Source organism: Streptomyces sp. ISL-98 (assembly GCF_018614055.1).
GTDB lineage: Bacteria > Actinomycetota > Actinomycetes > Streptomycetales > Streptomycetaceae > Streptomyces > Streptomyces spiramyceticus.
This window is the reverse complement of the sequence record NZ_JAGGPB010000004.1, coordinates 212,976-236,329: the sequence shown is the minus strand read 5'-3', so window position 1 is coordinate 236,329 and position 23,354 is coordinate 212,976. Positions and strand designations below refer to the sequence as shown.

General features: G+C 69.0%; 39 protein-coding genes. 7 read left to right on the top strand and 32 right to left on the bottom strand.

The window, feature by feature from the left end; translation table 11 throughout:
* Positions 1-9: 9 nt before the first annotated feature.
* Genes J7I98_RS04420 through J7I98_RS04405 form a run of 4 tightly spaced genes read right to left on the bottom strand, consistent with a single transcriptional unit; the run spans position 10 to position 2,766 of the window.
* Complete coding sequence (locus tag J7I98_RS04420) at positions 10-519, bottom strand: hypothetical protein (RefSeq protein WP_214918094.1); 510 nt, start codon at positions 517-519, stop codon at positions 10-12.
* Positions 519-827 (bottom strand): hypothetical protein, encoded by a 309-nt coding sequence (locus J7I98_RS04415; protein ID WP_214918090.1) that lies wholly within the window; start codon positions 825-827, stop codon positions 519-521. The genes J7I98_RS04420 and J7I98_RS04415 overlap by 1 nt, the downstream gene beginning before the upstream one ends.
* A 5-nt stretch (positions 828-832) precedes the next feature.
* Positions 833-2,032, bottom strand: coding sequence for a DUF5309 family protein (locus J7I98_RS04410; RefSeq protein ID WP_214918074.1), 1,200 nt, complete (start codon positions 2,030-2,032; stop codon positions 833-835).
* 14 nt (positions 2,033-2,046) lie between these two features.
* A complete protein-coding gene (locus J7I98_RS04405) occupies positions 2,047-2,766 on the bottom strand; it encodes a hypothetical protein (protein WP_214918071.1) in 720 nt (239 codons plus the stop codon).
* 118 nt (positions 2,767-2,884) lie between these two features.
* Here J7I98_RS04405 and J7I98_RS04400 point away from each other — a divergent pair, with 118 nt between their 5' ends.
* A complete protein-coding gene (locus J7I98_RS04400) occupies positions 2,885-3,115 on the top strand; it encodes a hypothetical protein (protein ID WP_214918059.1) in 231 nt (76 codons plus the stop codon).
* Here J7I98_RS04400 and J7I98_RS04395 read toward each other — a convergent pair whose 3' ends face one another.
* Positions 3,116-4,237 (bottom strand): phage minor capsid protein, encoded by a 1,122-nt coding sequence (locus tag J7I98_RS04395; protein WP_251020094.1) that lies wholly within the window; start codon positions 4,235-4,237, stop codon positions 3,116-3,118.
* Positions 4,238-4,372: 135 nt separating this feature from the next.
* Here J7I98_RS04395 and J7I98_RS04390 point away from each other — a divergent pair, with 135 nt between their 5' ends.
* Entirely contained in the window at positions 4,373-4,954 is a 582-nt protein-coding gene (locus tag J7I98_RS04390) for a hypothetical protein (protein WP_214918053.1), read from the top strand.
* A gap of 11 nt (positions 4,955-4,965) precedes the next feature.
* Here J7I98_RS04390 and J7I98_RS04385 read toward each other — a convergent pair whose 3' ends face one another.
* Genes J7I98_RS04385 through J7I98_RS04370 form a run of 4 tightly spaced genes read right to left on the bottom strand, consistent with a single transcriptional unit; the run spans position 4,966 to position 8,477 of the window.
* The gene (locus J7I98_RS04385) at positions 4,966-6,513 is read right to left on the bottom strand and encodes a phage portal protein (RefSeq protein ID WP_214918030.1); all 1,548 of its coding nucleotides are present in this window, start codon (positions 6,511-6,513) and stop codon (positions 4,966-4,968) included.
* Positions 6,494-6,685 (bottom strand): hypothetical protein, encoded by a 192-nt coding sequence (locus tag J7I98_RS04380; RefSeq protein ID WP_214918028.1) that lies wholly within the window; start codon positions 6,683-6,685, stop codon positions 6,494-6,496. Before J7I98_RS04380 ends, J7I98_RS04385 begins: the two co-directional genes overlap by 20 nt.
* The gene (locus J7I98_RS04375; protein WP_214918025.1) at positions 6,685-7,956 is read right to left on the bottom strand and encodes a PBSX family phage terminase large subunit; all 1,272 of its coding nucleotides are present in this window, start codon (positions 7,954-7,956) and stop codon (positions 6,685-6,687) included. The genes J7I98_RS04380 and J7I98_RS04375 overlap by 1 nt, the downstream gene beginning before the upstream one ends.
* A complete protein-coding gene (locus tag J7I98_RS04370; RefSeq protein WP_214918011.1) occupies positions 7,956-8,477 on the bottom strand; it encodes a helix-turn-helix domain-containing protein in 522 nt (173 codons plus the stop codon). The genes J7I98_RS04375 and J7I98_RS04370 overlap by 1 nt, the downstream gene beginning before the upstream one ends.
* 170 nt (positions 8,478-8,647) lie before the next feature.
* Between J7I98_RS04370 and J7I98_RS04365 the strand changes: the two genes are divergently transcribed.
* A complete protein-coding gene (locus J7I98_RS04365; protein ID WP_214918008.1) occupies positions 8,648-9,229 on the top strand; it encodes a hypothetical protein in 582 nt (193 codons plus the stop codon).
* Positions 9,230-9,745: 516 nt separating this feature from the next.
* Here J7I98_RS04365 and J7I98_RS04360 read toward each other — a convergent pair.
* From J7I98_RS04360 to J7I98_RS04345, 4 genes are all read right to left on the bottom strand, one after another.
* Positions 9,746-10,255 (bottom strand): hypothetical protein, encoded by a 510-nt coding sequence (locus J7I98_RS04360; protein ID WP_214918005.1) that lies wholly within the window; start codon positions 10,253-10,255, stop codon positions 9,746-9,748.
* Positions 10,252-10,422: a hypothetical protein gene (locus tag J7I98_RS04355; protein WP_214918002.1), complete on the bottom strand. Its 171-nt coding sequence runs from the start codon at positions 10,420-10,422 to the stop codon at positions 10,252-10,254. Before J7I98_RS04355 ends, J7I98_RS04360 begins: the two co-directional genes overlap by 4 nt.
* Entirely contained in the window at positions 10,422-11,279 is an 858-nt protein-coding gene (locus J7I98_RS04350) for a protein transporter Sec31 (protein WP_214917999.1), read from the bottom strand. The genes J7I98_RS04355 and J7I98_RS04350 overlap by 1 nt, the downstream gene beginning before the upstream one ends.
* 95 nt (positions 11,280-11,374) lie before the next feature.
* Positions 11,375-11,587, bottom strand: coding sequence for a hypothetical protein (locus tag J7I98_RS04345; RefSeq protein WP_214917996.1), 213 nt, complete (start codon positions 11,585-11,587; stop codon positions 11,375-11,377).
* Between the two features lie 271 nt (positions 11,588-11,858).
* Here J7I98_RS04345 and J7I98_RS04340 point away from each other — a divergent pair, with 271 nt between their 5' ends.
* Together J7I98_RS04340 and J7I98_RS42835 are read left to right on the top strand one after the other, a co-directional pair.
* A complete protein-coding gene (locus J7I98_RS04340; protein ID WP_308377667.1) occupies positions 11,859-12,152 on the top strand; it encodes a helix-turn-helix domain-containing protein in 294 nt (97 codons plus the stop codon).
* Between the two features lie 48 nt (positions 12,153-12,200).
* Positions 12,201-12,611 (top strand): hypothetical protein, encoded by a 411-nt coding sequence (locus J7I98_RS42835; RefSeq protein WP_374225066.1) that lies wholly within the window; start codon positions 12,201-12,203, stop codon positions 12,609-12,611.
* A 150-nt stretch (positions 12,612-12,761) separates the two neighbouring features.
* Here J7I98_RS42835 and J7I98_RS04330 read toward each other — a convergent pair whose 3' ends face one another.
* On the bottom strand, positions 12,762-13,271 hold the full coding sequence (locus tag J7I98_RS04330) for a hypothetical protein (protein ID WP_214917990.1): 510 nt from the start codon (positions 13,269-13,271) through the stop codon (positions 12,762-12,764).
* Between the two features lie 123 nt (positions 13,272-13,394).
* Here J7I98_RS04330 and J7I98_RS04325 point away from each other — a divergent pair, with 123 nt between their 5' ends.
* Together J7I98_RS04325 and J7I98_RS04320 are read left to right on the top strand one after the other, a co-directional pair.
* Complete coding sequence (locus tag J7I98_RS04325) at positions 13,395-13,730, top strand: DUF6233 domain-containing protein (RefSeq protein WP_214917987.1); 336 nt, start codon at positions 13,395-13,397, stop codon at positions 13,728-13,730.
* Positions 13,731-13,785: 55 nt separating this feature from the next.
* Entirely contained in the window at positions 13,786-14,022 is a 237-nt protein-coding gene (locus tag J7I98_RS04320; protein WP_214917983.1) for a hypothetical protein, read from the top strand.
* Here J7I98_RS04320 and J7I98_RS04315 read toward each other — a convergent pair.
* The 18 genes from J7I98_RS04315 to J7I98_RS04230 all read right to left on the bottom strand — a co-directional run bounded on the left by J7I98_RS04315 (position 14,009) and on the right by J7I98_RS04230 (position 23,319).
* Positions 14,009-14,710, bottom strand: a complete 702-nt coding sequence (locus tag J7I98_RS04315; protein WP_214917980.1) for a hypothetical protein — start codon at positions 14,708-14,710, stop codon at positions 14,009-14,011. The genes J7I98_RS04320 and J7I98_RS04315 overlap by 14 nt on opposite strands.
* Before the next feature lie 97 nt (positions 14,711-14,807).
* Entirely contained in the window at positions 14,808-15,329 is a 522-nt protein-coding gene (locus J7I98_RS04310) for a hypothetical protein (RefSeq protein WP_214917976.1), read from the bottom strand.
* Positions 15,326-15,625: a hypothetical protein gene (locus J7I98_RS04305; RefSeq protein WP_214917944.1), complete on the bottom strand. Its 300-nt coding sequence runs from the start codon at positions 15,623-15,625 to the stop codon at positions 15,326-15,328. Before J7I98_RS04305 ends, J7I98_RS04310 begins: the two co-directional genes overlap by 4 nt.
* Positions 15,626-15,710: 85 nt before the next feature.
* Entirely contained in the window at positions 15,711-16,121 is a 411-nt protein-coding gene (locus J7I98_RS04300) for a hypothetical protein (RefSeq protein WP_214917933.1), read from the bottom strand.
* A 59-nt stretch (positions 16,122-16,180) separates the two neighbouring features.
* Entirely contained in the window at positions 16,181-16,390 is a 210-nt protein-coding gene (locus J7I98_RS04295) for a hypothetical protein (RefSeq protein ID WP_214917921.1), read from the bottom strand.
* On the bottom strand, positions 16,387-17,127 hold the full coding sequence (locus J7I98_RS04290; RefSeq protein ID WP_214917918.1) for an ATP-binding protein: 741 nt from the start codon (positions 17,125-17,127) through the stop codon (positions 16,387-16,389). The genes J7I98_RS04295 and J7I98_RS04290 overlap by 4 nt, the downstream gene beginning before the upstream one ends.
* Before the next feature lie 2 nt (positions 17,128-17,129).
* Entirely contained in the window at positions 17,130-18,056 is a 927-nt protein-coding gene (locus J7I98_RS04285; protein ID WP_214917916.1) for a hypothetical protein, read from the bottom strand.
* Positions 18,057-18,142: 86 nt separating this feature from the next.
* Positions 18,143-18,478, bottom strand: a complete 336-nt coding sequence (locus J7I98_RS04280; protein ID WP_214917914.1) for a hypothetical protein — start codon at positions 18,476-18,478, stop codon at positions 18,143-18,145.
* Positions 18,478-18,852: a hypothetical protein gene (locus J7I98_RS04275; RefSeq protein WP_214919195.1), complete on the bottom strand. Its 375-nt coding sequence runs from the start codon at positions 18,850-18,852 to the stop codon at positions 18,478-18,480. Before J7I98_RS04275 ends, J7I98_RS04280 begins: the two co-directional genes overlap by 1 nt.
* Entirely contained in the window at positions 18,849-19,073 is a 225-nt protein-coding gene (locus J7I98_RS04270) for a hypothetical protein (protein WP_214917907.1), read from the bottom strand. Before J7I98_RS04270 ends, J7I98_RS04275 begins: the two co-directional genes overlap by 4 nt.
* Positions 19,070-19,825 (bottom strand): DNA methylase, encoded by a 756-nt coding sequence (locus J7I98_RS04265; RefSeq protein WP_374225065.1) that lies wholly within the window; start codon positions 19,823-19,825, stop codon positions 19,070-19,072. The genes J7I98_RS04270 and J7I98_RS04265 overlap by 4 nt, the downstream gene beginning before the upstream one ends.
* Positions 19,822-20,067 carry a WhiB family transcriptional regulator gene (locus J7I98_RS04260; protein ID WP_308377666.1) on the bottom strand — a complete coding sequence of 82 codons (246 nt, stop codon included), beginning with the start codon at positions 20,065-20,067 and terminating at the stop codon, positions 19,822-19,824. The genes J7I98_RS04265 and J7I98_RS04260 overlap by 4 nt, the downstream gene beginning before the upstream one ends.
* Complete coding sequence (locus J7I98_RS04255; protein WP_214917893.1) at positions 20,064-20,267, bottom strand: hypothetical protein; 204 nt, start codon at positions 20,265-20,267, stop codon at positions 20,064-20,066. The genes J7I98_RS04260 and J7I98_RS04255 overlap by 4 nt, the downstream gene beginning before the upstream one ends.
* The gene (locus J7I98_RS04250; protein ID WP_214917890.1) at positions 20,264-21,175 is read right to left on the bottom strand and encodes a hypothetical protein; all 912 of its coding nucleotides are present in this window, start codon (positions 21,173-21,175) and stop codon (positions 20,264-20,266) included. Before J7I98_RS04250 ends, J7I98_RS04255 begins: the two co-directional genes overlap by 4 nt.
* The gene (locus tag J7I98_RS04245) at positions 21,172-22,047 is read right to left on the bottom strand and encodes a PD-(D/E)XK nuclease-like domain-containing protein (protein ID WP_214917887.1); all 876 of its coding nucleotides are present in this window, start codon (positions 22,045-22,047) and stop codon (positions 21,172-21,174) included. The genes J7I98_RS04250 and J7I98_RS04245 overlap by 4 nt, the downstream gene beginning before the upstream one ends.
* Positions 22,047-22,331, bottom strand: a complete 285-nt coding sequence (locus J7I98_RS04240) for a hypothetical protein (protein WP_214917884.1) — start codon at positions 22,329-22,331, stop codon at positions 22,047-22,049. The genes J7I98_RS04245 and J7I98_RS04240 overlap by 1 nt, the downstream gene beginning before the upstream one ends.
* Positions 22,331-22,954 carry a hypothetical protein gene (locus J7I98_RS04235; RefSeq protein ID WP_214917871.1) on the bottom strand — a complete coding sequence of 208 codons (624 nt, stop codon included), beginning with the start codon at positions 22,952-22,954 and terminating at the stop codon, positions 22,331-22,333. The genes J7I98_RS04240 and J7I98_RS04235 overlap by 1 nt, the downstream gene beginning before the upstream one ends.
* Positions 22,951-23,319 (bottom strand): hypothetical protein, encoded by a 369-nt coding sequence (locus J7I98_RS04230; RefSeq protein ID WP_214917868.1) that lies wholly within the window; start codon positions 23,317-23,319, stop codon positions 22,951-22,953. The genes J7I98_RS04235 and J7I98_RS04230 overlap by 4 nt, the downstream gene beginning before the upstream one ends.
* Between the last annotated feature and the right edge of the window lie 35 nt (positions 23,320-23,354).

Below are 23,354 nucleotides of genomic sequence, written 5' to 3'. Positions count from 1 at the left end.
GGCCACCCCCTACGCGGACGCGCCGATGATGACGATGTCGTACGTGACGCTGGTGCCCGCACCGGAGTTAGCCACCTTCAGCAGGTCACCAGTGCCGGCCGTCACCGCGTACGCCGTGGCGTCCGCGACCCCGGCCATGGCTCCCACCGAGGCACCCGGGCGGAGAGTCAGCGTTCCCGTCGCAGTGAGCAACCCGATCCACGGGTTCGTGGCGGCCCCGCCGACGACGACGTTGTTCACGTTGGCGTCGGCCGCGGAGACGTACAGGCCCTTGACCCGCACGAATGTCAGGGCGGCCCCGAAGGCATCGAGCAGCACGCCCGCCAGGTCGAGATCCTCTGTCGCACTCGCGGCGAGGGTGCGCCGGTCGTGGAAGACCTTGTCTGCCTTCCCCGCGGTCGTGCCCGAGCCGAGATTGACCGCCCTGCGGAACGCGAGGGAGTCCTCAACCGAGGTCAGGTCCAGGGCCTTGGTCTGGGACACCGACGCGGCCATGGACAGCGTGCTCGTCACACCCATCAGGACTCACCCCCATCTACGTACAGTGCGGCCAGCTCGTCGCGGGTCGCCTTATCGGCTACCTCGTCGTCCATGCCCTGACTGATCACGTAGGCCTTCCAGTCCGCCTTGGACGCGCTCTTGACCGGACGCTCCAGCGGTCCGGCATGTTCCTCCTCGGGCTCCGCCGGCGCATCAGCGACGCGGCGCCAACCAGACGCCCGATCCTCTGCGAGGGCTTCGTACCGCTGGGCTTCCTCGCTGCCCTCAACAGGCCGTACCCGCTCGGCGACGAACTGGCCTGAGCCTCGCTCATAGGTGGTGGCCATGGGCGTCACACCTTCAGCCCGGTCATGGCCGCGTGGGCCTTCTCGTTGCCGTACTCCAGGCCGATCTCGCCGTACAGCTGGACCTCGTCGGAGGCGCCGGTCTTGGCGAGCGGCTCCTCGAACATGACTCCCTTACCGGGCACGTTGAGGAACACCGGGCGGCACTGCTCCAGGGAGGCGACCGTGATGGTGTCCTGCGGTGCGTGGCGGTCCATCATCACGTTGAGGGTGCCGAAGTCGGTGATGATCGTGTCGACGGCGACACCGCCGACCGTCCGGGACGTCTCCTGGAACTGGCCGTAGGCGCTGGCAAACGCCTTGGTCACCGCTCGGCGCTGCGCGCTGTTGACGACGAGCGTCGCGGTCTCCTGCTCCGAGATGCCGCCGTTGTCGTAGGCGAGCTGGAGCAGGTCCGAGACGTGGTCCGTGGTGAGCGCGGTCTCCCACGGGTTGGTGTACGCGATGCCCGTGGCCGTGCCCAGGGTGATCGCCGCGCCGCCCGAGGACGTGGCCACCTTGAAGGTGTTCACGTCGATGGCGTCGACGTAGTAGATCCGCCCGGCGACGACCCCCGTCGCCGTGGACGTGTTGGTGAAAACGATCTTGTCGCCGTCCGCCAGGCCGTGCGCCGTCGAGGTGATCGTGTCGGTCGCCGACGTCGCGCCGGTCGTGGTGACGCCCTTCGCGATCCGGTTGCTGGTGATCGCAGCGAGCAGACCACGGGTCTTGCGGGCGGTCGCGTTCGTGGTCGGGTTCGAGTACGCCCCGTTGAGGAAGCTGTAGTTCACGTCCAGGGCGATGGACTTCAGCGCCTGAGCGACCTGCCAGTCCAGCTCGTTGTTCACCGGGTTCGAGCCGTCCACGCCCCGGAACGGTGCCGCACCCGGGGTCGCCAGCTGACCGATCGCGGCCTGCTTGGTGTACGAGACGGACACCTTCTCCTGGTGGATCTGCGCGACGTTCCGCACGTTCGCCCGCACGCGCTCCTCGGCGGTCGGCGCGGTCGCGCCCTCCACCCGGGTGCGCTGCGACGGGTCCCGCAGGTCGTACGTCTGCCACTCGAACTCAACACCGGTCGTCATACCGCCGCCGGTCAGGCCGCCGATGGCGGACAGGAACGGAGTGTCGGCCGGAGTCAGGGCGAACAGCTCGCCCGCGTAGTTGGGAAGATCGAACGTGGTGCCCATCCCGGTGATTCCGGCCATGGTCGCTCCTTAGGTCATGTCTGCGCGGCCTTCTGCCGCTTGAGTCGGATGACGGTCGCGAAGTCGCGACGCTTCGTTGCTTCCTCGATCTGCTTGTCGAGGGTGTGGGGCTGATCGCCAGAGCCGCCAGAGAGGTCGGCACCGGAACGGCCGGCGCCCTTCGGGGCGAGCCTGGAGAGCTTGGCGACCGCCGACTTGATGGCCTTGAGGTCGACCTCGCCGTCCGCGCCTACGAACTGGCGGGTGTCGATGAGGTCGGCGGCCTCTCCGAGGTCTACGCCTGCGGCTGCGACGGCCGCGCGGAATTCCGTGGCGGCGAGCCGGGGGGCGTATTCGGCGGCGGCGGCCGTGCGGCCTGCCTTCTCCGCTTCCTTGACGGCCTTCTCCTGCTCGGTCATGTTCGCGGCCTTGAGCGTGGCGAGCTCGTCCTGCGCGGTCTTGTTCTCCTTGGCGCGCTTCTCCCACTTGCGGGCCTCGGCTTGCCAGTCCGTGGTGTCTCCGGACGCCTGTCCGGACTGCTGTCCGGCCTGGTCAGAGCTCTGACCGCCGGAGCCGTCACCGCCCTGTCCGGACGTGCCGGTCTCACCGGAGCCGGACTGTCCGCCGGATCCGGAGGCGCCTTCGCCCTCGCCGTTGCCACCCGCGATGGCGTAGATCGGCGAGCCGTTGCGGCGCCTGCCGAGGACGGTGCCCGCCGCGAAGGTGGCCAGCGGGTGTTTGAAAGGGTGCTGCATGGTGTTCTCCCTTTTCGGGTTCCGGCGTGCCCGTGCGGGCAGTGCCGGGGGGCTGTGGGCCGCGAGCCCGTCGGGGGCTCCGCAGGCGAGCTGTGAGGGGCAGGCGTACCGTCAAGACATGGCTGTGTACGTGCACTACCTTGACGGCGCAGTGCCAGAGGACTACGGGCGGAATCATGAGAACTTCGCTGATGACCACGAAGTGATCTACGAGTACGAAGTCCTGGAAAGTGGCGCCGTACGGGTCCTTCGGAGCCGGGAGGGCTGGCCAACGGTGGTAGACACTGTCGTCGGACCGCATGCCTACCTGACCATCAAGGGGCGGTTCCGAGGCGACCCCTCGGCCTGATTAGCGAGCGCTCCCGATCTGCTCGCGCGCAGGCTTGCGGCGTAGGTCGTCGTGCGCAGCCACGTGGGAACGCATCACGGCCTGCCACGCCCGAACCTTCACCCCGGCCTGGCGGCGCGCCTGCTTGTCGAGGGCGACGGCCTGGCGGCGCTTCCAACGGCGGATGTGCCGCTCGATTTCCCGCTGCCGCTGGGTGTCCTCGTACGTCGTGCCTGGCGTCGCATGGTGCGGCGGCCGGGTAGTCACTCCGGGGAGGTAGGCGGACAGCGAGTGCCTGCAATTGGGATGGAATAGCCCGGCGGCCCTGGCCTCCAGCAGCGATCCGGCGACGTGCACGGCTACTGTCCGCGTCGGGGCGAGTAGCTGTGACGGCTGGACGCTGTGCTCAGCGCGGATCGTGTGCGGGCCGGACTCCGGGCCGAGGGTGAGGATCTCGCCCTCCCAGCGGGCGCACAGCGGGCATTCGAGCGGCGCGTCCGACACGATCACCAGACCCACTCGGATCTCGGCCAGGGCGTCGATGTGGCCCTCGATCGCCGCGCGTGCGGTGACGGACCGTACGGCCATCTCGGCGTACGAAGCGAGCTCCCAGGAGCGGCCGGAAGAGTCTACGAACCCAGTGACGCCGCGATGCGAGAACTGATCGAGCGCCCGCTGCGACGCCTGTCGCCGCGTCAGGCCGCCAAGAAGCGTGCTCGCCGACGCACGCGCCACTACGGACCGGTACGTGTCGACGACGGCGCGGGTGATGCGCTGGTACAGCGGGCGCGTGTCCTCGGCGTACGACGCCGCAAGCCGGTCGACCGCCGACGCGTTGGGCAGTGCGCGGCGCGCGGCCAGCTCCCGGCCGATGTCCAGAGCCCCGAGCTCGGCGACCGCAGCCTGACGACCGCGTCCGTACGCCTCGATCAGGGCCTCTGCGATGGCCCCGTTGGCGTCCTGCTGGAGCGCCTCGGCGATGGTCTCGACGGCCTCGCGGAGGTTGCCGACTGCGGCGAGCTTGAGCTCTGCCCACCGTGGACTGTCGATGTCCTCGGCGAGTGCTCGGGTGAGGTGCCCGAGGAGCGCGTACTCCGCGTCCTCGTACAGCTCACGGACTTTCGCCGCGAGATCCTCTGCCATCGCTGGGGACACCGGCATATTTCCTCCGAACCGGGGCTGTGCCGACGGTGGTAAACCCGTTCGCCTCGTTGCGCATGCGCACGGGATCGACGTGTGATTTCCTCAAATCCCGCTGCGTAGGCCAGAGGAGATGCCGTGTCGACTCCGCTCGAAGAATGGGAAGTTCAGGATTTCCTCAACCGTGGCATTAATCTATTGCTCGTGGACTTTTTCTGGACGCGATGGCTGAATCGATCGGAGCTTTCGGATCTGGAGATGGGCGAGTTGGCAATCTTGGGTCAACAAAACCTTGTCGAGCCCTGGCGTCATTTCTCTGGTCCGGACTCCGGTAAGATCCGCGATCTGCTGCTGGCCAATGCGGAAGAGGTGTCCTCCGGCTTCCAGTCCTGGATCCAAAGCAATCCATCTTCTAGCTTGTTGGCAGATGGGATCCGGGAGCCGCTGAGTCGCTTGGTAACTGCGGACGGCTTCAGTGCCTTCACTAACAGTGGCTTTGGGAAGCTGGCCGAAATCTCGTATGGTGAGGCAGACAGTCTCGCGCGAAAGGTGAAATCCCTGGAGCATCGGGAGTGGACACCTGGAGATTTGCCTCAGCTGGCGGTATGCGCAACGTTGGGTGTGCTAATTGCCTCGGCTCTTCATAACAAGAATTACCGTTTGGCTTTCTTCCTTTCGAATTGGTTCGAAAGGGTTGGATGCACAGACCTAATCGTCTGAGCACGCCGTGCTTACAGGGTGAGAGGACCCTCTTCCCCGATCTTCAAGGGGTCGGCGACGGTGCGCCCTGACTCCCCGAGAATCCGGTCGGTCTCCGCAGTAACCTGATCATCGTCCCAGTCGGGATGGATCAACCGCACCAGGGTCTCGGTGGACGCTGCGTCAGCACGGCGCAGTAGCTCGGCCGTGGTGGCCAGCTCGACGGGCCCCTCGCTGATCGAGTCCTGGAACTCCACCTTCGGCGGGGTTACGTCCAAGCCGCTCACCCGGAACCGGAACCCGGCCAGCACAGCTAGCCACGCCGCAGAGATGTTCGCGACGCCTGGGTTCCAGTACAGGGCCTTACGCCCGCGAGTGCTGAGGCTGCGCCGGTCCCGTGCCCGGATCTCCGTCGCGGTGACCGCGGTGCCGTCGCCGTGCTCGCCGAACGTCGAGGCGGAGTAACCGGCCTGGCGCACGGCCTGCTCGACCAGCTCGCGGGAGGTGTCGCGGTGCTCGGCGACGCGGATCTCGAACTGGACGACGGTGAGCGGGTTGGGGTCGCCCGCGCGCGGCAGCATGTTGAGCCCGCTGTAGATGCGGCGCTCTTCGTTCCAGGTGGCGCCCTGCCCAGGGCCGAGCGAATCGAGCATGGACTGGGGGACGACGATGCGGCCCTTGCCGTTCTGCACGTCCCGCATCCAACTCGAGTACGTCTCGTCGAGGGCGTCCATGATGCCCTCGATGCCCTGGTAGTCCGACTGCCCCCAGTACGCGGCCGTGGGGATGTGCCGCCAGGCGCGCGCGGGGCGGACGTTGGGCACGTACGCGGCGGTGAGGTGGTCCAGGGCGCCGGTGTCGAGACCGCCATCTGCGTCCACCTCGGCGGCCAGCGGCGCCGTATCCGGGTGGTCCTGGAGCGGCCGGGCGGCGCCGAGCGCAGTCAGCGACCCCTCGTACAGGCCGTGGTAGATCCGGCCCTTCTCGTGGCGCTCCAGGTGCCGGAACACTCGGCGGTCGTTGGTGCTCTCGTTGTCCAGCACAGTCCAGAAGGTCACGGCGACCAGTCGGCCGTAACGGAACTCGGGCGCGGCTCTGTCGGCGGCCACAACGTCGATCCATGGCCGGTCCGAGACGTCCTCGTCCCAGACCACCCGGAGGTAGGCGCCGCCGAGGGCCGCGCACACCTCGCCGGCCTCCAACAGCGTCGGGTGCAGGCCACCCTCGACGAGGTTGTCGAGGTGCTGCTGCGTCGCGTCGTTGCCACCGATCAGCGAAGGGGGTTCGGAGAAGAGCAGCTCTGACGAGGTGCGGGCGATATCACCGGCCAGCGGAACGTGGAGCTTGTCGCGCTTCTCGCCGTCGGCGGTGGGCTGGCCCCAGAACCAGCGGGCGAGGCGCCCAACAACGCCGCCGCGGTGCTTTGTGGGGTGGCCGACGGCCTCGCGGTGGCCGCGTCCGGCGTAGCGGAATTCGAGCCGGTCGGGGTCGGCGGAGTACCAGGCGTCCCAGTCGGCGAGCGCGGCCTGGACGGTGGGGTCGGTGGGCGGCCAGACGGTGTCAGTTGTGGGCAGGGGCATTGGTGGCGTCCTCCTGCTCCGGGTGTTCGTAGGCGTCGGCGGCGGCGCGCAGGAACTCGGCGATGGTCTGCCGGGTGACCTTGTCGACGACTTCGATCTCGATCTCGCCGACTTGGTGCTCGTCGCCGTCACCGACGCGCAGGAACACGGGCACGGACACGGTTGCGGGCATCAGGCAGCCACCTCCAGCAGAGTCGGGATGTACGGCCGCCACAGGGCCTCAGTCGTACGGACCCCGTACCGCAGCGCGTCACAGGAGTGGTCATCGAGCTTGATGGGCTTGTCCTCGCCCTTCTCGGCCGCTTCGTCGTCCCAGGAGTAGCCGGGGAGCTCGTCGATGAGGCCGGTCGCCGAGCGGTGAACGCGGAGCCGGTCGGCGCTGAGGAGGGTGGCCACCGTGCGGATGCCGTCCAACACGGTGTTGTCAGCGGGCATCACGGACGGGGTGTTGTCGCGGTGCAGTTGCTCGATGAAAGAGGCAGCCGACGGGTCGACGATCGTCCACTCGGGCCGGATGCCGATCACGTTCGAGCCCGGGTGTGCAACAACGGCGAGCCAGCGGCGGCGGGCCTGGGAGTACTCGGCATCGGTCATCTGTCGGCGCGCGGTCCGAGAGTCGTGCCGGTACTCGCTGACGACGTACAGCCGTTTGTCCGTGCCGAGCCCGATGAGCAGGTCAGCGAAGGGGTTGACGGTGCCGTAGTCGATCGCGTCGCACAGCCAGCGCGCGATGGGCGGGACCTCGTCGACGACGTGGTGTTCGGCGTCGAACATCTCGTAGATGGCGCCTTCGGACTGGACCCAGTGGCCGAGGATGAACCTCCGGTACCAGAGCCCGACGTACTCAGCCTTCAGGGAGGCAACGTACTTCGGGTCGAGGGCCGGGTTGTCGTCGAGGGTGAACTGCCAAGACCGCAGGTCCAGTTCGGCAGCTCGGTTGATGAACTCCTTGCGGAGCCAGTGGCCGGGGTTGTCGGGGTTGGTGGTCGCCATAAGCCGGGCGCCGGGCACGGACAGGCGGCCGAGGAGTTGGTTCCAGAAACCGCGGGGTATGAGCGTGGCCTCGTCGACGTAGGCGAGGCACGCGGTCATGCCGCGGAGGCGGCCTTCCGCGCGGGAGTCGGCGGCGCCGATGATGTGGACGGTGCGGCCGAGGATGGTTGCGGTGGTGGCGCCCCGGGTGTGGACGACGAGCCGGGCGACAGGGCCGAACAGGGCCTCATCCTGGAGCGGGTCGAGGACGTTCCGTTCGATCGTCTGCAAGCTTCTGCCGACGATGACGATCAGTCCGGACGACGGTGCGACCGCGATGGCGATAAGGAACGCGACTAGCGAGGCGATGGTTTTGCCGGACCGGATCGCCCCGTGCCAGATGTTGATGCGCGCGGTCGAGTCCGCGATTGACCTGACCTGCTTTCGGGACAGTGGCAGGGAGTCGAGCATCAGCCCTCCTCGCCGTCGTCCTCCTGTGTGGTGGCGAGGAGGCGGATACCGTCGGCGAGGCCTGTGAGCATTGAGCGGGCCGCCTCGACGCCGGACGCCTCCAGCTCGGGCGGCACGAGGCGCAGCGACTGCGCGGCCGCGTTGGTGGCGGCGGCCATGAGCTGGCGTTTGTCGGCGGCCGGCGGTTCGGGCACCTTGCGGGCCTCGTAGGTGTTGTCCTTGCCGCCGAAGTTGTAGATCGTGGCGGGCTGCCACACCTGCTCGCTGAGCCGCAGGGCGTCGTCGGTGAGTGCGTCGGCCAGGATGGTCCGCTTCTCGGCGAGTTGGGCGACGCGGTGGCGGGTGGCGTCCTCGGTCATGGTGACGTCGAAGACGAGGCCCATCTCGGCGGCGAGGACGCTGACGGTGCGCTGTGCGCGGCCGATCTGGCGGGCGATCTCGTTGCGGCCGAGGCCCTGCGCGTGGAGGGCGCGGACCTGGTTCCGGTCTTCGTCGGTGACGCGGGCGTGTTGTCCTCCCATGCGGCTCACCTCCGGGCACGCAAAAGCCCCCGCGTGTGGGCGGGGGCTGGAGTGTCTGTTTCCGGGCACGCCGGATCTGCGGTCAGGATGACGGAAGATCGGCCGGAAAGCAACTATGGACGTATTGGGGGGCGCGGCCGCAGGGGTGCGTGCCGCTAACCTGCCGGTTCATGAGTGGGATCGATTGGGGAGACGCCCCAACTTGGGCAGGGGTGATGTTCGCTGCGGCGGCGGCCTACGGCGCCTTGGCGACGATGAACAGCCAGCGACGACAGTTGTCTGAGCAGCGAGAGTTCATCAACAGGCAGATGGACGTGCTTGCACTAGAGCATCAGGATCTCGGCGATGCATTGGAGGCCAGGAGGCGCCAGCAGGCTCAATTGGTCAAGTTCCAGTACGACTTGATCCCTGTCGCGGGCACTGTAACAGGGGCCAGACACTGGCGTATCAGGGTTCACAATCAGAGCAGCGGGCCTGTAAGGCAGGTCTCCGTGGCCTTCGGTACCGAGCGACCGACCCGCGCGGCCCTGACGGGTAAGCGGCGAGACGAATGGGTTGAATATGACGGCTCGGTCGTCGTGGGCGACGTTGTCGAGGTTCTCGGAGCTGGCAAGGCTGGCGTGTTCTATTCGCGGGCTGGTGAGCGGGAAGAGCTAACCACGCTGCGTCCGGTCGTCAACTTCCTCGACGGGGTCGACATCGCTTGGACGCTTAATGAGTTCGGCCTCTTGACCGAATCGACCGTGGATTAGCGGTACACGGCGGGATCCTCCCACGCAGCGGCCCCGCCGTCCTGCGGGTGCAGGGGGCGGGGCCGGTCCGAGGAGCGCCAGCAACTCGAACTCTCACCGTAACGGCAGGGTCTGACAACGGCGGATCAGTGGCTGTGAGGCGGGTAGTGGCCGCCGCACTGGGGGCAGTACGGGAGTTCCTGCTGCTCGAAGCGAAGCAGCGCCAACAAGAGTGTGATCACGTCTCGTTCACCTCCCCCCGTACTGGGTGGATGGTGCACATAACCCCGTCTCGGCTCCGGACCACTCTCGCGACTACGGGCCGCTCATCCGCATAGACATCGCCGCAGCCCTCAACCCCTTCCGGTGGGGGAGTGGCGGACGAATCGGACACTCGGCGCCTGACGGCTAGCGTCAAACACCCCACGCCGACACCCCAGACGGCGAGCAACCCGACCGTCGGCGAGGCGGCGAACACGACCGCGAAAGCCCCGCCGACGACGACGGTGAGCACGCACCCGCCGGCCGCACGGCTGCTCACGCGAACGCCCCATAAACGGCTGTCCCGGCCCAGTTCGCGGCCTGCGCGAGCGGCACCGCAGCAAACCCGGCGACCCCCGCCGACGTACCCAGGCAGATACCGCACCACGTCCCGAACTTGATGTCTCGCCCGTGCTTGGACTTCTTCATCGCGGCGAGCATGACGACGGTCAGGATGAGCAGGATGCCGCTGCCGGTCTGGGTGAGCGGCAGGTAGTTGGTGCCGGTCGCGGACTGTCCGGTCTGGCCGCCGACGCCCCACACCAAGGCCGCGTCGCCGAGCCAGTTGGAGATCCACAGGGTGGTGTCGGCGATCCAGCCGACGAGGCCGCCGACGCCGAGGATGGCGAGGACGCCGTAGGTCCAGGCGAGGAGGAACGGCAAGAGCTTCCCGGCGTGGTCGAGGGGCTTGGACTTGAGGGACTTCGGGCCGGGCCACCAGATGGTGAGGTGGTGGCAGAGGAGGAGGAGGCCGACGGTGACGCCGCCGTAGGTCACGTAGTTCACGAGGTGCTCCAGATCGCGGCGATGTAGACGGCAGCCGCGGTGATGAGGGCCACAGTGCGTACGGCGGGGAGGAGTCCGGGGATGCGCGGCTCGGATCGCGCGCAGGCGACCAGGCCGAGGGCGGCGAGCAGCGCGAGCATCGGGAAGACGATCAGGTCGAGGAGCATCAGGCGCTCCGCTTGGGGCGGAGGGCGCGGATGTACCGGTCCACGGTGTCCGGGCGGGCGTCCGGGTCGGCCACCTTGCGGACGTACGCGAGAACGCGCTCCGTGTCATCGAATCCGGAGCCGAGGGCCGTCCGTACGGCCTCGCGGACGGACGGACGGAGAGGCCGGACAACCGTGTCCGGATCGGCATCTGCGTCCGGATCAGTGTCCGCTTGCGGCTCCGGATCCGTGTCCGCGCCGGTCGTGAGCGCGGCGGCCTCTGCCTGCACCTGTCCCTCCGCGCGCTGGAGTTGGCGGCGTACGGCGACCATGGCGAGCCTGCCGCCAGCCTCCGCGCGCTGCTGGTCCACCCACTGCTGAGTACGGTGGTCGAGCGGCGTGGCGGCCTGGGTGAGGACAACGGTCCACAGTCCCTTGGCGAGCCCGGAGACGGCGGCTCCGACGAGGCCGATAGCGAGGTGCCCGGCGAGCCATCCGTGGATCGCGACCGCGGCCATGGCCAGGGCAAGGGCGGCGTGCCCTGCTCGGCGCGGGAGTTGGGCGCGGCGGGTGTCGTAGCGGGCGAGCCACTCGATCGCCATGCAGGAGATCCAGACGAGGTCGAAGACGCCGGCCGCGGCGTACGCGGCGGGGGCGATGACGACACGGTCGAGGAGGTCGCCGATGCTGGCGGTCGACCAGACGACGGACGCGGTGACGATGAGTCCGGCGGCCGCGGTGACGCCCGTACGGACGACCTGGTCCCAGTCGCGCGGGGGGACGGGGACGTGGACGGTGTACTCGTCGTCGACCATGGAGGTCTTGCCGTCGATGGTGTGCGGGACCTTGCGGGTGCGGACCTCGATGCGGGTCTTCACGTGCAGCTCCAGGAGCGAGGAGTGGCCGGGCCCCGAGGGGGGTCAGGCCCGGCCGGGTGGTGGTCAGCGGCGGTCGGGCTGCTCGTCGTGTGCCATCAGAGACACACCGCCCCGAGGGCGAGGCGCAGGCGGGCGGCGTACTCGGCGCGGGTGCCGGTCAGGGGTAGGTCGCGCACGGCAGTGAGCGTGGCGACGATGTCGCGGCCGAACTCGGGGGTGCTGCTGCTGTAGTTGCCGTGGTAGTCCCAGACGGCGACCTGGATCTCGACGAATCGCGAGTTGGCGCTCATGCGTGTGCGGCGGTTCATGCTTTCGAGCCGGTCGGCGGTGGCGCGCAAGATCGCCCGGACTCTGTCGGCGTCGGCGGTGCCGGGCTCTGCCCCGATGAGGTGTGTGTGGGTACGCTCTATGGCGGACCTGCTTCCTTTGATCGCTTCAGGGGCGGGTCTGGCCCCGGCCATGTGGCGCTGCGAACGCCGGCCGGGGCCGTTCTGCGTAGTCGTGCGGGCTACTTCCTCAGAGCGTATGGGGCCCCATACGCTCAAGGCAAGCGGCCCGCCCAACGAGATGAGGCCGGGTGTGACCGAGGAGGCCCAGCGGGTGATCGACGCCATGGATGCAGTTGAGGCGATGGCTGATCCCCAGTCGCGCGCGAAGGCGATCAGTGAAGTGCTGGCCGATCAGGCGGGGCGCAGCGTTCGGTGGCGGGAGCTGCGACGGCAAGTCGTGCTGGACATGCGTGGGCAGGAGCCGCCGGTCCCGTATCGGAAGATCGCCGCGCTGCTCGGGGTGTCGCTGGCCACGGTGCAGGACATTGAGCGCGGCTACTCGGGGTCGGGGAAGAACCGGCCGAAGAAGAGCGTCGACGAGTAACTGTGCCAGGACTTCGGCCCGCTCCCAGGAAGCGGGCCGAAGTCATACGTGCGGGTGACGCGGTGGTCGTGGCTCAGTGCCCTGGCTTGCAGCGCGCGAGATGGTCGGATCGTGAGCGACATTGCGGAAGCAGCCCCGATCCAAATCGTTTGTCCACCGTGGTGCAAGAACAGGCACCGTCCGCCCCTCCCCATGATCGAAGAGATTCTCCATTCGGCGAACGGCGTGGGCAGTACCGTCAAGGACGCGGACGGCAAGTGGGTGGACCTCCTGGACTGCGAACTGCTCGCGTACACCAGAGCTGACGGAACCGCCGGTCGCCCCTTCATCGGCTTCGGCCCCGACTGGTGGTCGATCACGGACGTCGCCGAAGTCGACACGGTGATCAGCGACCTCACAGAGGTGCTGGCGCGGATGCGAGAGTGGCGTGAGGTGCTGGCGAGTCACGTGGGCGATTGACCCCTGCTCGCGGGGTGTCCTGTGCCATCGAACCCCAAACGCATGCCATCGAACCTTGAGTGATAAAGCAGCTGGTCATGGCATCACCGGACCCTCCGAACCGTCCCGTGGAGCAAACGGCTGGATAGGGGTGAGGCCGGTTCGGATCGGCTAGTCGGGGTGCACCTGCTGCTGGGACGCGGCAGGCAAGGTCGAAATCGTCCAGATCAGCAACTCATCCGCAGCGGTCCGCAGCTTCTCCGCCACCTCGCGCGCCTTGTCCACCGACATGGTCTCCGACCGGCCTGGCTTCTGGTACGTCGAGTACAGGGCTGTGATCTGCTGGGATTGCTCACCAGCGACGTCGGACTGGTCAATCGCCAGGATGCTGTGAACGAGGCGATTCCGGGCTTTCATCAAGCCCTCGATGTCACTGAGGAAGTCCTCCGCCTTCGTCTTCTGCTGCTTGTCGAGCCCCAGGTGTTCGGAGGCGATCGTCTTGCAGTTGGCAATCAGCGTGCCCACCGGCACACCTGCGGCGACGATCTCCGCGTACTGCGAGTCGAGGAGACCCACCAAGAGGTACCGCAGGGCGAATTCAGCGCGGGCTCCCTCCACTGCGGCCGCACCCACCAGCCGGGGGAGTTCATCACCCAATGCACTATGCGCACTGTCCGTCATAGTTTGACCGTAGGCCGCATCCGTGCGCTTCGCACGAGCTTTGCGCCATACCGGGGTACTTCTGACCAGGCGTGATGCGGCCACTGGCAGTGAGCGGGCACCCGTCGGCGTAGACTCGAACGCATGTACGATCTGCCGCCTGACCTGCTACGCCTCCGCGCCCTGGAGACCTGGCACGCCATGTGGCTCGACCGCATCCGCAACGCCATCCGGGAAGCCGAAGAGCGGGAGGCCGGCAAGCAGCGGGCGGAGGCGCGCAAGCCGCCACCACCGGACTGGGGCGTCCAGCTCGGCATTGGTGTCGGCCGCCCGCCCGTAGCCGTCCACGCCGGGGGCTGCCCGAACAGCGGCAAGAGATGGCGGGCGGTCAACCGAGACGAGGCGCGCCGCCTGCTTGCTGTGGAGGGCGTGGAGGCGTGCGGGATGTGCAATCCGGATCAGGTGCTGGGCCTGCCGTGACCTGCCCGGACACTGTCCGGATGCATCCGGACCGGTCCGGGTCCAGGCTGGAGGCATGTCCGGAGTACCGCCCGTGGTCGTGGAACCCGTGTCGCCGGATGGCGGCAGGCGGGTGACGATCCACGGTGAGCGCGTCGGCGTGGCGTATCACCTGCTGGATGTGATCGAGTTCCTGCGCCGCGCAGGGCTGCCTGAGGCGAACACGAGCATCGATGACCCAGAGCTGATCGAGTGGCGAGGCGGCGGCCCGAACACGTGGGCCGACCCGCCCGGCCGATCTACGCGGCGATGACGCCCTGCTCGGTCCAGATGGCCCCGCAGGCCTTGCACCGCGCGCACGGGATGGCTCCGGCCCCGCCGTACATCTCGATGGTGCCGCCGCACGCGCATGGGTGCTGCCCGGTCAGTTCGCGGCGCTGGTCGGTGAGGTCGAGGAGCGACTCGATGCGGCCGACGGCGCCTGCGGCCACGTTGGCGATGTGCCGCTGCTGGGGTTCGGTGAGGCGCCGGAACGGGCCGGGGCGGTGCTCGACACGGGCCAGCAGCCACAGCGCGGTGTACGGGGCGCGGGGGGTGGTGCCGCGGAACCGCCAGCGGCGGGGGTCCGCGAGGTCTGCGCGGGCGCGGGCGTCACGGCGGGCCCGGTCCGCGGCCGGCCAGTCGCGGGTGGCGAAGGGGGTGGGCTCGATCTGCGCTTCGGCGGCGATCGCGTCGGCGCACTCGGCGAGGGCGGCCTCCACGGTGCGCATGGTCTCGTACACGCGGAGCTGTATCGGGACGGGCCGCTCGCCGATCTGGCCGGGGTCGCGCTCCAGGGCGCGGAGGGCGACGGCCTCGGCGGGGTCGTACTGCTCCAGGGCGTTGAGGTAGCCGCGGAGGCCGATACCGAAGGCGCCGATGGTGGTGGGTGCGCCGAGGGCGTCGCGGAGGTCGGTCCAGGTGGTGGCGATGGTGCGGAGGTGTGTGGCGGCGGTGGTCACTGTGGGCTCCTGTGGTGCGCGGGGGCGGTACGGTGATCGCACCGGTTGGGGCGTGCCTGCTGGGTCTTGGCGGACTGGGCACGCCCCTTCGCCGTGCTCAGTGCTTGCGGCGCAGGGTGAGGGCGCGGAGCCGCTCGTACTTCTGATCGGTCGTGTGGCCGTCCCAGCCGGGCAGCGAGGGGTACGACCGGGGGACGTGCTCGAAGAGGTCCATGTCGCGCGTGGTGACGTGCCAGCTCATCTGACCGGCCGGGGTCTGGACGATGACGACGGCCCAGTCCGGGGCGTCCGGGTCGGTGTGGCCGATGTGGGCCGGGTAGAGGCTGGCGAGGTAGGCGACAAAGTGCGCGCGCTCTCGGTACGCCCCGTCCCGCTCCTGCTCAGCGCGCAGCATGGCTTCGCGGACATCGGCGACGTCCTCGACGACGCCCCGGTTCGGTCCGGTCACTTCGCCGACGGCTGCGGCGTGCATGGCGGCGATCTGTTGGCACGCGTCCTCGTACGTCTCGCGCTGGTTGGCCAGCTCCAGGCGGAGCCGTTCGCCCTCGGCAGCGCGGTCGTACAGCTGGTCGAGGGCATCGTCTGTGATCGTGTCCGCGGTGTGGCGGGGCTCGGTCATCGGGTGCTCCAGGTGTGGCAGTCGGGCGCGTGCACAGCGCCAGCGGACGAGGTCCAGAACGAGCAGCACGGGACGAGGAGAGGCTCCTCCTGCTCGTTGCTGCGGGCCATGCGCTCGCGGGCCAGGGCGTCGCGGTGGGCGCGGGACTCGCGGGCGGAGGCTTCGACGAGGAACACGGCGACGAAGGCGAGCATCCCGGCTTCCCACCACCGGGAGTTGATGGCGAGCGTGGTGCAGCAGAGGCCGAGGGTGGCGGCCCCGGTGGCTGCGGCGGTCTGGTAGGTGCGGTGGCTCATTGGTGCCACCAGGTGGGCCAGTTGGGGTGGCCGGTGATGGTGCTGGCCGCGGTTATGACGACGAGGACGTAGAGCGTGAAGGCGATCACGAGGGGTCTGCGGTGCGGTGGCGGACGTTGATGCCTGTGCCGGTGTGTATGCCGTCGTCGTGGTTCTGGATCAGCTCGAACCACTGGTCGTGCTGGTCGCCATGCGGCTGCGTCACCCACTCGATCGTGGTGACGTTGATGTCGCTCTCTGACTGGAGCCAGGCGATAGCTGCGCCCTTGGCGGCGGCCTCGCTGTTGGCGTAGCCGATCAGGTAGTCGGAGACGTTGCCCGGCTCGTACATGGCTTCCCACGCGGGCAGGGCGGCGAAAGCGGCTTCGGCGTCGAGCGCGTCGAGCAGGGCGTTCGCGTCTTCGGCGCTGCCAACGCCGTGGGCCTCGGTCGTGGCGTTCCACTCAGGCCACATCAGTTCGCTGTACACGGCGTTGCGGGCGGGGCGGTCGGTCATGTGCTGCTCCTTGTGCGCGGAGTGGTGTGGAACCGGATAGGCGGCCGTGTGCCGGGCTGTTAGCTCTGGTCGGTCTGTCGGGTGCGGGGTGTGCGTCGTGGGGCTTGTGTGGGGCGGGTGTCGGGCGTGATGGCGTATCCGGAGGCGATGAGGTACTTGGCGGCGCGTTCGGCGGCTCCGTGGGGGGTGGCGGTGGCTTCGGGGGTGGTGAGCCGGTAGTCGTCGAGTGCGGCGGCGATGACGGCGATAGCGGCCAGCGGGATGGTCACGCGGCTGCTCCTCGTCGGCGGTCGCGGCCGGTCATGGCGATCACGTGGGTGTCTTCGGAGAGACGGGAGACGATGCGCTCGCCGAGCACGGTGGTGAGGTCGGGGCCTTGGCGGTGGCCGTGCTCGTCGCGGGAGTCGGCGGGGAGGTTGCTGGTGTAGATCGAGGGGCGGCAGGCGTTGTACCGCTCGTTGATGAGCCGGTAGGTGACTTCCTCGGTCCACTCGGAGGCTTTGGCTGAGCCGAGGTCGTCGAGGAGGAGCAGGGGGACGCGGCAGAGGCGGCGGAGTTCTTCCTCTGTGCCGCGGTCGGACCCCTTGGGGCGGAGTAGGCCGTACATGTCGGCGGCGGTGGTGGCGACGATTTCGTAGACGTGGGGGCCGGCGGCGGCGATGCGGCGGAGTGCGCCGTATGCCTCGTGGGTTTTGCCGGTGCCGGTGGTGCCGGTGAGGAGGAGTGATCCGGCGGTTTCGGGGTCGGCGGCGGCGCGGTCGGCCCACTGCTGTACGTCGGGGAGGGTGGCGTCGGCTCGGCGGTAGCGGGGCGGGGTGGTGGTGGCCCAGCGCTTGAGTGCCCAGTCGGCTCGGCGGTTGCGGTGGTATTCGGGGTGGCCGGGTTCGTCTGGGTTGGGTGCGTCGTCCACAGGGCCGGGTTGGATCTGTGGACGGTGGGCGATGCCTGCCATGAGGTTGGCGAAGGCGCTGGGGCCGAGGCTGCCGACGGTCTGCGGTTCTCTCATGGTCAGAATCCGTTCTCGTACACGGAGGGGTCTACGGGGTTCTGGTAGGGCGTCCAGCCGTCGTTGGCGACTGCGCGCAGCGGTGGGCGGTCAGTGCCAGCAGGGGGGAGGGGCGGGAGTTCAGCCCAGCCGTTGAGGAAGTATTTGGCCGACTCGACTTCGGTTCGGCGGGAGACCTTGACGGCGTGGTCGACCATGGCGGGCACGCCGGTCTTGGTGATGAGGGCCAGGAGGGGGAACCAGTCGTTGCCCTTGAAGGGCCAGCGGACGAAGACGCCGGCTTTGGTGAGTCCGTGGACGAGGGGGCGGGCGGCTTCTGGGATGTCGGAGTCGGGGGGTGCGGGCGTGCTTGCTTGCTTCTTCTCCGTAGGAGAAGAAGGGGTAGGGGGCGGGGACGGGGGGCCGTTACTAACGCCGTTACGAAACGCTGTGGCCTGCGAAGATGCGTTTCCTTCGGGGGTGCTTCGTCGCTCCGTCGTGTCGCCGTCGTGTCGCGTTCGTGTCGCCGTCGTGCGTTCCGAGCCGTCTTTCCCGTCAGGCGTAACGCCGTTACTCGGGGGGTTACGCCCGCCGTTACGGGCGGCTTCACGCTCGGCGCGCTTCCGCTCCCGGAACGCTGCCTGCCGTGCCGCGTTCGCTGCCCGGTCCTCCTGCACCCGCGCCCGGTCCGGGTTGTATTCGAGGTAGTCGTGAATGCTCCAGCCGCCCTCGGTGCGGTCCCACAGCCGCGCGTCCTCCAGCTCCTTCGCCGCGGCCTTCGCACCACGGAGGCGGGTGACGATCGGCAATTCGCGGTCGGTGATGCGGCCTTCGGTCAGGTTCTCGGAGGACCAGCAGAGGGCCGACACGTACAGCCGGAACGCGCGGTCGGACAGGAGGGCGACCTTCCGGTGCGACGGGAACCGGTCGTCCAGGCGGACCCAGGGCATGTGCGGCTTCTCTCGGTCGTGGTGCGGGTGGTGCGTCCGGGGCGGGGCTCGGGGCCGGCCGCCCCGGACGGTCAGGCGCGGTCGGGTCAGCTGAGGTCGGGAATGACGAGCCACCCGGGGGCACGGGCGACGACTCCGAGCGCTGCGGCGGCGGCCTTGAGTTCGCGGTTCCACGCCTCGTACTGCTCGGCGGGATGCGTCTGGGGCGTGACGTGCTCGAACTTGCCCAAGGTGACTTCGGTGGAGTGGGTGACGAGGAACGTCATGTCGCGGTCGTAGTCGCCCGCGTTGAGGTGCCCGACGTCGCCGCCGTGCTGCTCCCTGTGGCGCTGGAGCTGGGTGTCGAGGTCGTCCAGGTCGTTCGGGTGCGTGTCGGTGATCTGGAAGCCGTAGGCGAAGTAGGTGGAGTGGTAGTAGCCCATCAGCTGTTCAGCCCCCTGACGTGCAGCTCCCACGGCCCGGCGAACCGGTCGAGCGACTTGTCCGGCGTGACCATGCCGAACTCCTTGCCGCACTGGCAGCGGCCGTACAACTCGCAGTCGCCGTACTCCACGACGAGGGAGTGGCCGCCGTTCCAGGTGGCGGGGAACTCGGCGTCGCCGCTCGGGGGGGCGTTCTCGTCGTCCCATCCGTCGGCGACGCTGCGCAGCACGTAGGCGGCGGCGGGCTTGCTGAGGCCCTTGGCGGCGGCCTCGATGGAGACGCTGCCCTCGGTGCTGCCGGGGCGGACGATGACGAACGCCAGGGCGTCGCGGCCGTCCACGGCGGTGATGGTCGTATCGGGCTCGGTGGTCATGAAAGGTGTCCGTTCTGGTAGGCGCCGGCCGCGTCGGCGGCCTGCTGCGCGAGGGCCTGCTCCGCGCACGTCTTGTGCGCGGGCTTGTGCTTCGAGTCGCGAAGGTGTGCGGGCTTCCCGCAGTACCGGCAGGGCTTGGCGGTCCACGACCAGTGCGAGGCGTCGCGCCAGTCGAGGAGTCCGCCGGGCGGCGGTTGCGGGCGGGGCCGGTGGGCAGTCACGCGGCGGCGCCGGCAAGTTGCTGTGCGGCCTGCTCGCCGAGGAACTGCGTGTACGCGGGCGGGATGGCCTCGGTCAGTTCCTCGTGCACGTCGGTCCACGTGATGCCGAGCGCGGCTTGCGCTTCCGGGACGGTGGCCTTCCCGCCACCCTTGCCGTAGATCGCGAGGTAGTCGCCGGGGTACTTCTTGCCGTGCCGGTGGCCGCGGACCCGGCCGCGGTGCTTCGTGTGGGGGATGCCCATGGGGGTCCAGCCGTGGACCTCGAACCGGCGGTGCCGCAAGATCGGCAATCCGAACTGGGTCCCGCACAGCACCAGGTCCGGCCGCGCCTCGGGGTTCTCGATGACGTACGGCCTGCCCGTGGCGAGCATTGCGGCGCGGCCAGCCGGCAGGAGGTTGGGGTAGGTGTCGCGGAGGTGGGCGTTCGTGCCCTTGGTGATTGCGGCTCCGTACTGGCACGGCCATGACGCGTGGATGAGGTCGTACTCGTGGCCGTGGGCCAGGGCGTACTCGATGGCGTCGGCCTGGACGAACGTGAATGGGTAGCGGGGCCGGTTGCGGTTGTCGACGCCGGTGACGTTGAACCCTGCGAGCCAGTAGCCCATTGATGCGCCGCCAGAGCAGCAGCAGAGGTCGAGGACGGTGAGCCCGTTCCATGGCCGCTCGGGCGGGATTTCAGCGGCCATCTGTCCGGGGATGACGTCGGGTGCGGGCTGGTTGAGCAGCGCGCGGGCCCGGTCGAGGGCGGTCATGCGCTTGCCCTCTTCTTCGCGAGCCGGTAACGCTGCCGGGGGCCCAGGCCGCCACGGATGCCGAACCGGTAATCCACCCCGCGGCCGGCCTCTTCCTCCATGGCGTCCTGGAGGCAGAGGTTCTTCACAGGGCATCCGTCGCACACCTGCTTGGCGTGCGGGTTGGTGCCGTGCTCGGGGAAGAACGCTTCGGGGTCGGTCTGGGCGCACAGGCCGTCGTCGTGCCAGTCGAGGGTGGTCACTGCTCCCCCTTGGTGCGGCCGCAGCGGCCGCACCTCCAGGCGCCGTCGGGCTGCGGGTGGTGGCGGGTGGTGAGGTGGGCGCAGGTGGTGGTGTCGCAGACCAGCCACCGGGTGCCGGGCAGCAGGTCGACGAACACCGGGGCGGGGGCGGCGCGGTGGCGGCCGTGGGGCCGGAGCAGGGCGGGGATGTGGAGCTTCACGGGCGGGCCCCCGATCCGGGCTGCGCGGCCGCCGGCCACTGCTTCGCCGTCCCGGTGTCCGCAGACGGTTCGCTGTCCGGGGTGGAGGTGGTGGCCTGCTGGTGGATTTCGCTCACCGTGACGCGCTGCGGGGGGAACTCCTCGTCGCGGGTGACCTCGCCGCGCTGGAGCGACTGGTAGATGATCTGGAGCTGGCCGAGGTCGATGTTCGTCCACTTGTCGCTGTCGCGGCCGAGCTTGGTCTCGATCTGGTCGACCGTGACGCCGAGCCCCTCGAACGAGGTGATGGCGTCTGCGATGCGCTGCGAGCGAGGCTTGTCGCCCTCGCCGTTGTTCAGCGTGTTGGTGGCGATCTCCTTGGCCTGCTCGCGGTACCACGAGGGCAGCACCGTGAAAATCATTTCGCGGAGGCGTCGCGCACCGTTATTCGAGTTGCTCTCGTAGACGTCGCGCGGGTCCTCCAGGCGCGTGCTGCCGTTCGTCTTCGTCCACCGGGAGTGAGGGACGATGAACGTCGTGGAGGAGCGCTCGTTGGTCTCCAGGTCCCACGCCCACGCCTGCATTTCCGACTCGCCCGCCACGTCATCACGGCGCAGCTCGGCCAGGCCGTGATGGATGTTGCCCCAGCAGCGAGCCAGTTCCTTCGCGAACTGGATCGTCTCTCCGTTGACGTTCGACCCGCCGCGGTTGAAGCGGAAGAACGAGCGCGCGGCCAGGTTCTTCTGTTGGAACGCGGTCTTCATCTTCTGGATGGCCAGGGCCTCGTTCCGGGGGAACTGGCGGGCGACGATGACGGCGGCCTGGACCTCGGCGACCGCCCGCGACTGCTCAACTGCGGTCCCCTGCCCAACGAAGTTGGGGGCCGGGGCGGGCGCCGGGGCGAACTGCTGCTCTACGGGGAAGTTCACAGGTACTCCTCGGTGTCACGGATCTCGGCCCACGGGGGCAGGGAGAGGTAGGCGATCTCGTCGCTGTAGCCAGGCCAGCGGCCGGTAGCGGTGCACTCGGCGAAGCGCTCCAGGGCCCGGCGGTTGCGGGCGGCGCCGATCCGGCGGGCGGTGGCGTCCATCTCCACGACCGTCACGACGTACGGGGCGGTCTTCTCCTGGCAGACGAAGACGAACGCGGCGTCCTCGTCGGCGAGGTCGAGCGCCTTCGCGCCGGCGCGGTACCAGTCGTCTTGCTGGTGGTAGCCGAACTCGTCGACGGCGCGTGCGAGGGCGGCCGGTTCAGCGGATCGGCAGGTCTTGTAATCGGGGATGATCAGGCGTCCGCTGCGGGCGTCGGGCAGCCAGTCGAACCGTGCTCGGCGCATCACACCGGTGAGCGGGTCGCGCCAGAACAAGGACTGCTCAGGGCGGCCGCGTGCCGGATCGAACAGGACGGAGGCGACGGGGTGGCGGCGCAGCGCGTCAGCCATCGAGTGAACCTGCTCGTGCTCGGCGGGCTTCAAGGGGATTCCGCCCTCGGCGCGCACCGCGGCGACGTCCGCCTTGACGGCGTTGGTCGTCCACTTGTCGGCGTCGATCCGTACGAGGTCGGGCCCCTCGCCGAGGACGAGTTTGTGCGCGGCGGAGCCGAGATCGAACGTCTTCTTCGGCTCCTGGGGGGTGTCCTGGGAGTGCCGGAAGAGGGCGGGGCAGGACGGGGGGAGGAGCTTCCGGGCGCCGCTGGACGACAGGCTGCCTCGGTCGGCGTGGTACTCCTCGTTGGTCATCTGGTAGATGCCGGGCTCGGTGATGGGCTGGGCGGCGGTCTGAGGCTGCACGGCGGTGGCCATCAGGCGTTACCTCCGGTCTTGCGGTAGGTGTAGAAGCGGCGTGGCGTTCCGTCGCCGTGCCGGGTGAGGTGGCCTGCGGCCTCAAGGCGCGCGAGGTGCCGGCGGATGGTGGCGCGGTAGATGTGCTTGCGCAGCAGATGCCGGTACACGGGCTTGGCTCGTCCGACGGTCCACTCGCCGCGATCGCGCTTGATGACGGCCAGCAGGTGCGCCATGGCGTCGATTCGCCGGGGGCACCCCCCGGCGGCCGGGGCCGAAGCCCCGACCATCGGTGTCGTCGTCATCAGGCGTCGCCTCGCTCTTCCGCCTCGTACTCGGCGGCGTTGCAGGCGTCGTCCTCCGCGTCCTGGCGGAACTCGTCGTCGCGGTCCATCTCGTACAGCTCGGACTCGGTGAAGACGTCGGCGTTGCTCATGTCGTCGAGCTGGGGAGCTGCCTTGGGCAGCGTGTAGGCGTGGAGCCAGGCGGCCTCGTCGTTGAGGCAGGAGAGGCATCCCTCGCCGCCGGTGCTGCCGAGGCGCTGGTGGGCCGTCGGGCCGTGCTCGCAGGTAGCGCACGGCTGGGGAGTGAACTCGCCCATGGGGGTGTCCTTCTCGCCCTGCGCGGCGGCGTCGGCATTCAGCAGCTCGACCAGGTACGCCGCGAAGATCGATGAGAACGTCTCGATCTGCGGCCACGGGCAGCAGTCGTAGACGCCCTCCTCGTCACGAATCGGGCCGCCGGGATAGTCGTGGATCATGTGCAGGGCGTCGCTGCGCTCGGCGGTGCAGACGAGGGCGACACCGGTGGGCGACTCGCTGTCGGTGATGATGAGCCGCCACCGTGGGCGCTGGCCTCCGGTGTCCTGCTCGACCATGGCGGCGACTGCCTCGCGGGCCTTCGCGAGCGTCGCGTCGCGGGCGCTCATGCGGCATCACGCTGCGTCGGCGCGGCCTTCGGGGCGGCGATCGACCGCAGCCGGTCCGCGAGACGCATGACCTGCGCCCCGTACACCGGAATCCGCCCGTCGTCCGCGACCTCGGCCAGCAACTCCGCGACCTGTACGTCCCGCTGGTGCGCGGCGTGCGAGTCCCTGCCCTGGTGAGCGGCGGACCGCGCCAGCTCGGCGATGTCGACGAGCTCAGAGAGGAGCCCCTCCCCGTCCTCCTCGGCGGCGTGCGCGAGGTTCAGCAGCACGGTGGCCAGGTAGTGCGACACGTCGATGGTCGCGCCGGTCGGCAGTGCGTCGACGTAGATGCGATACGGCCCGTCAACGGGCATACGGTCAGGCATCGGTGCCTCCGAGGGCGAGTTCGAGGAGCCAGAAG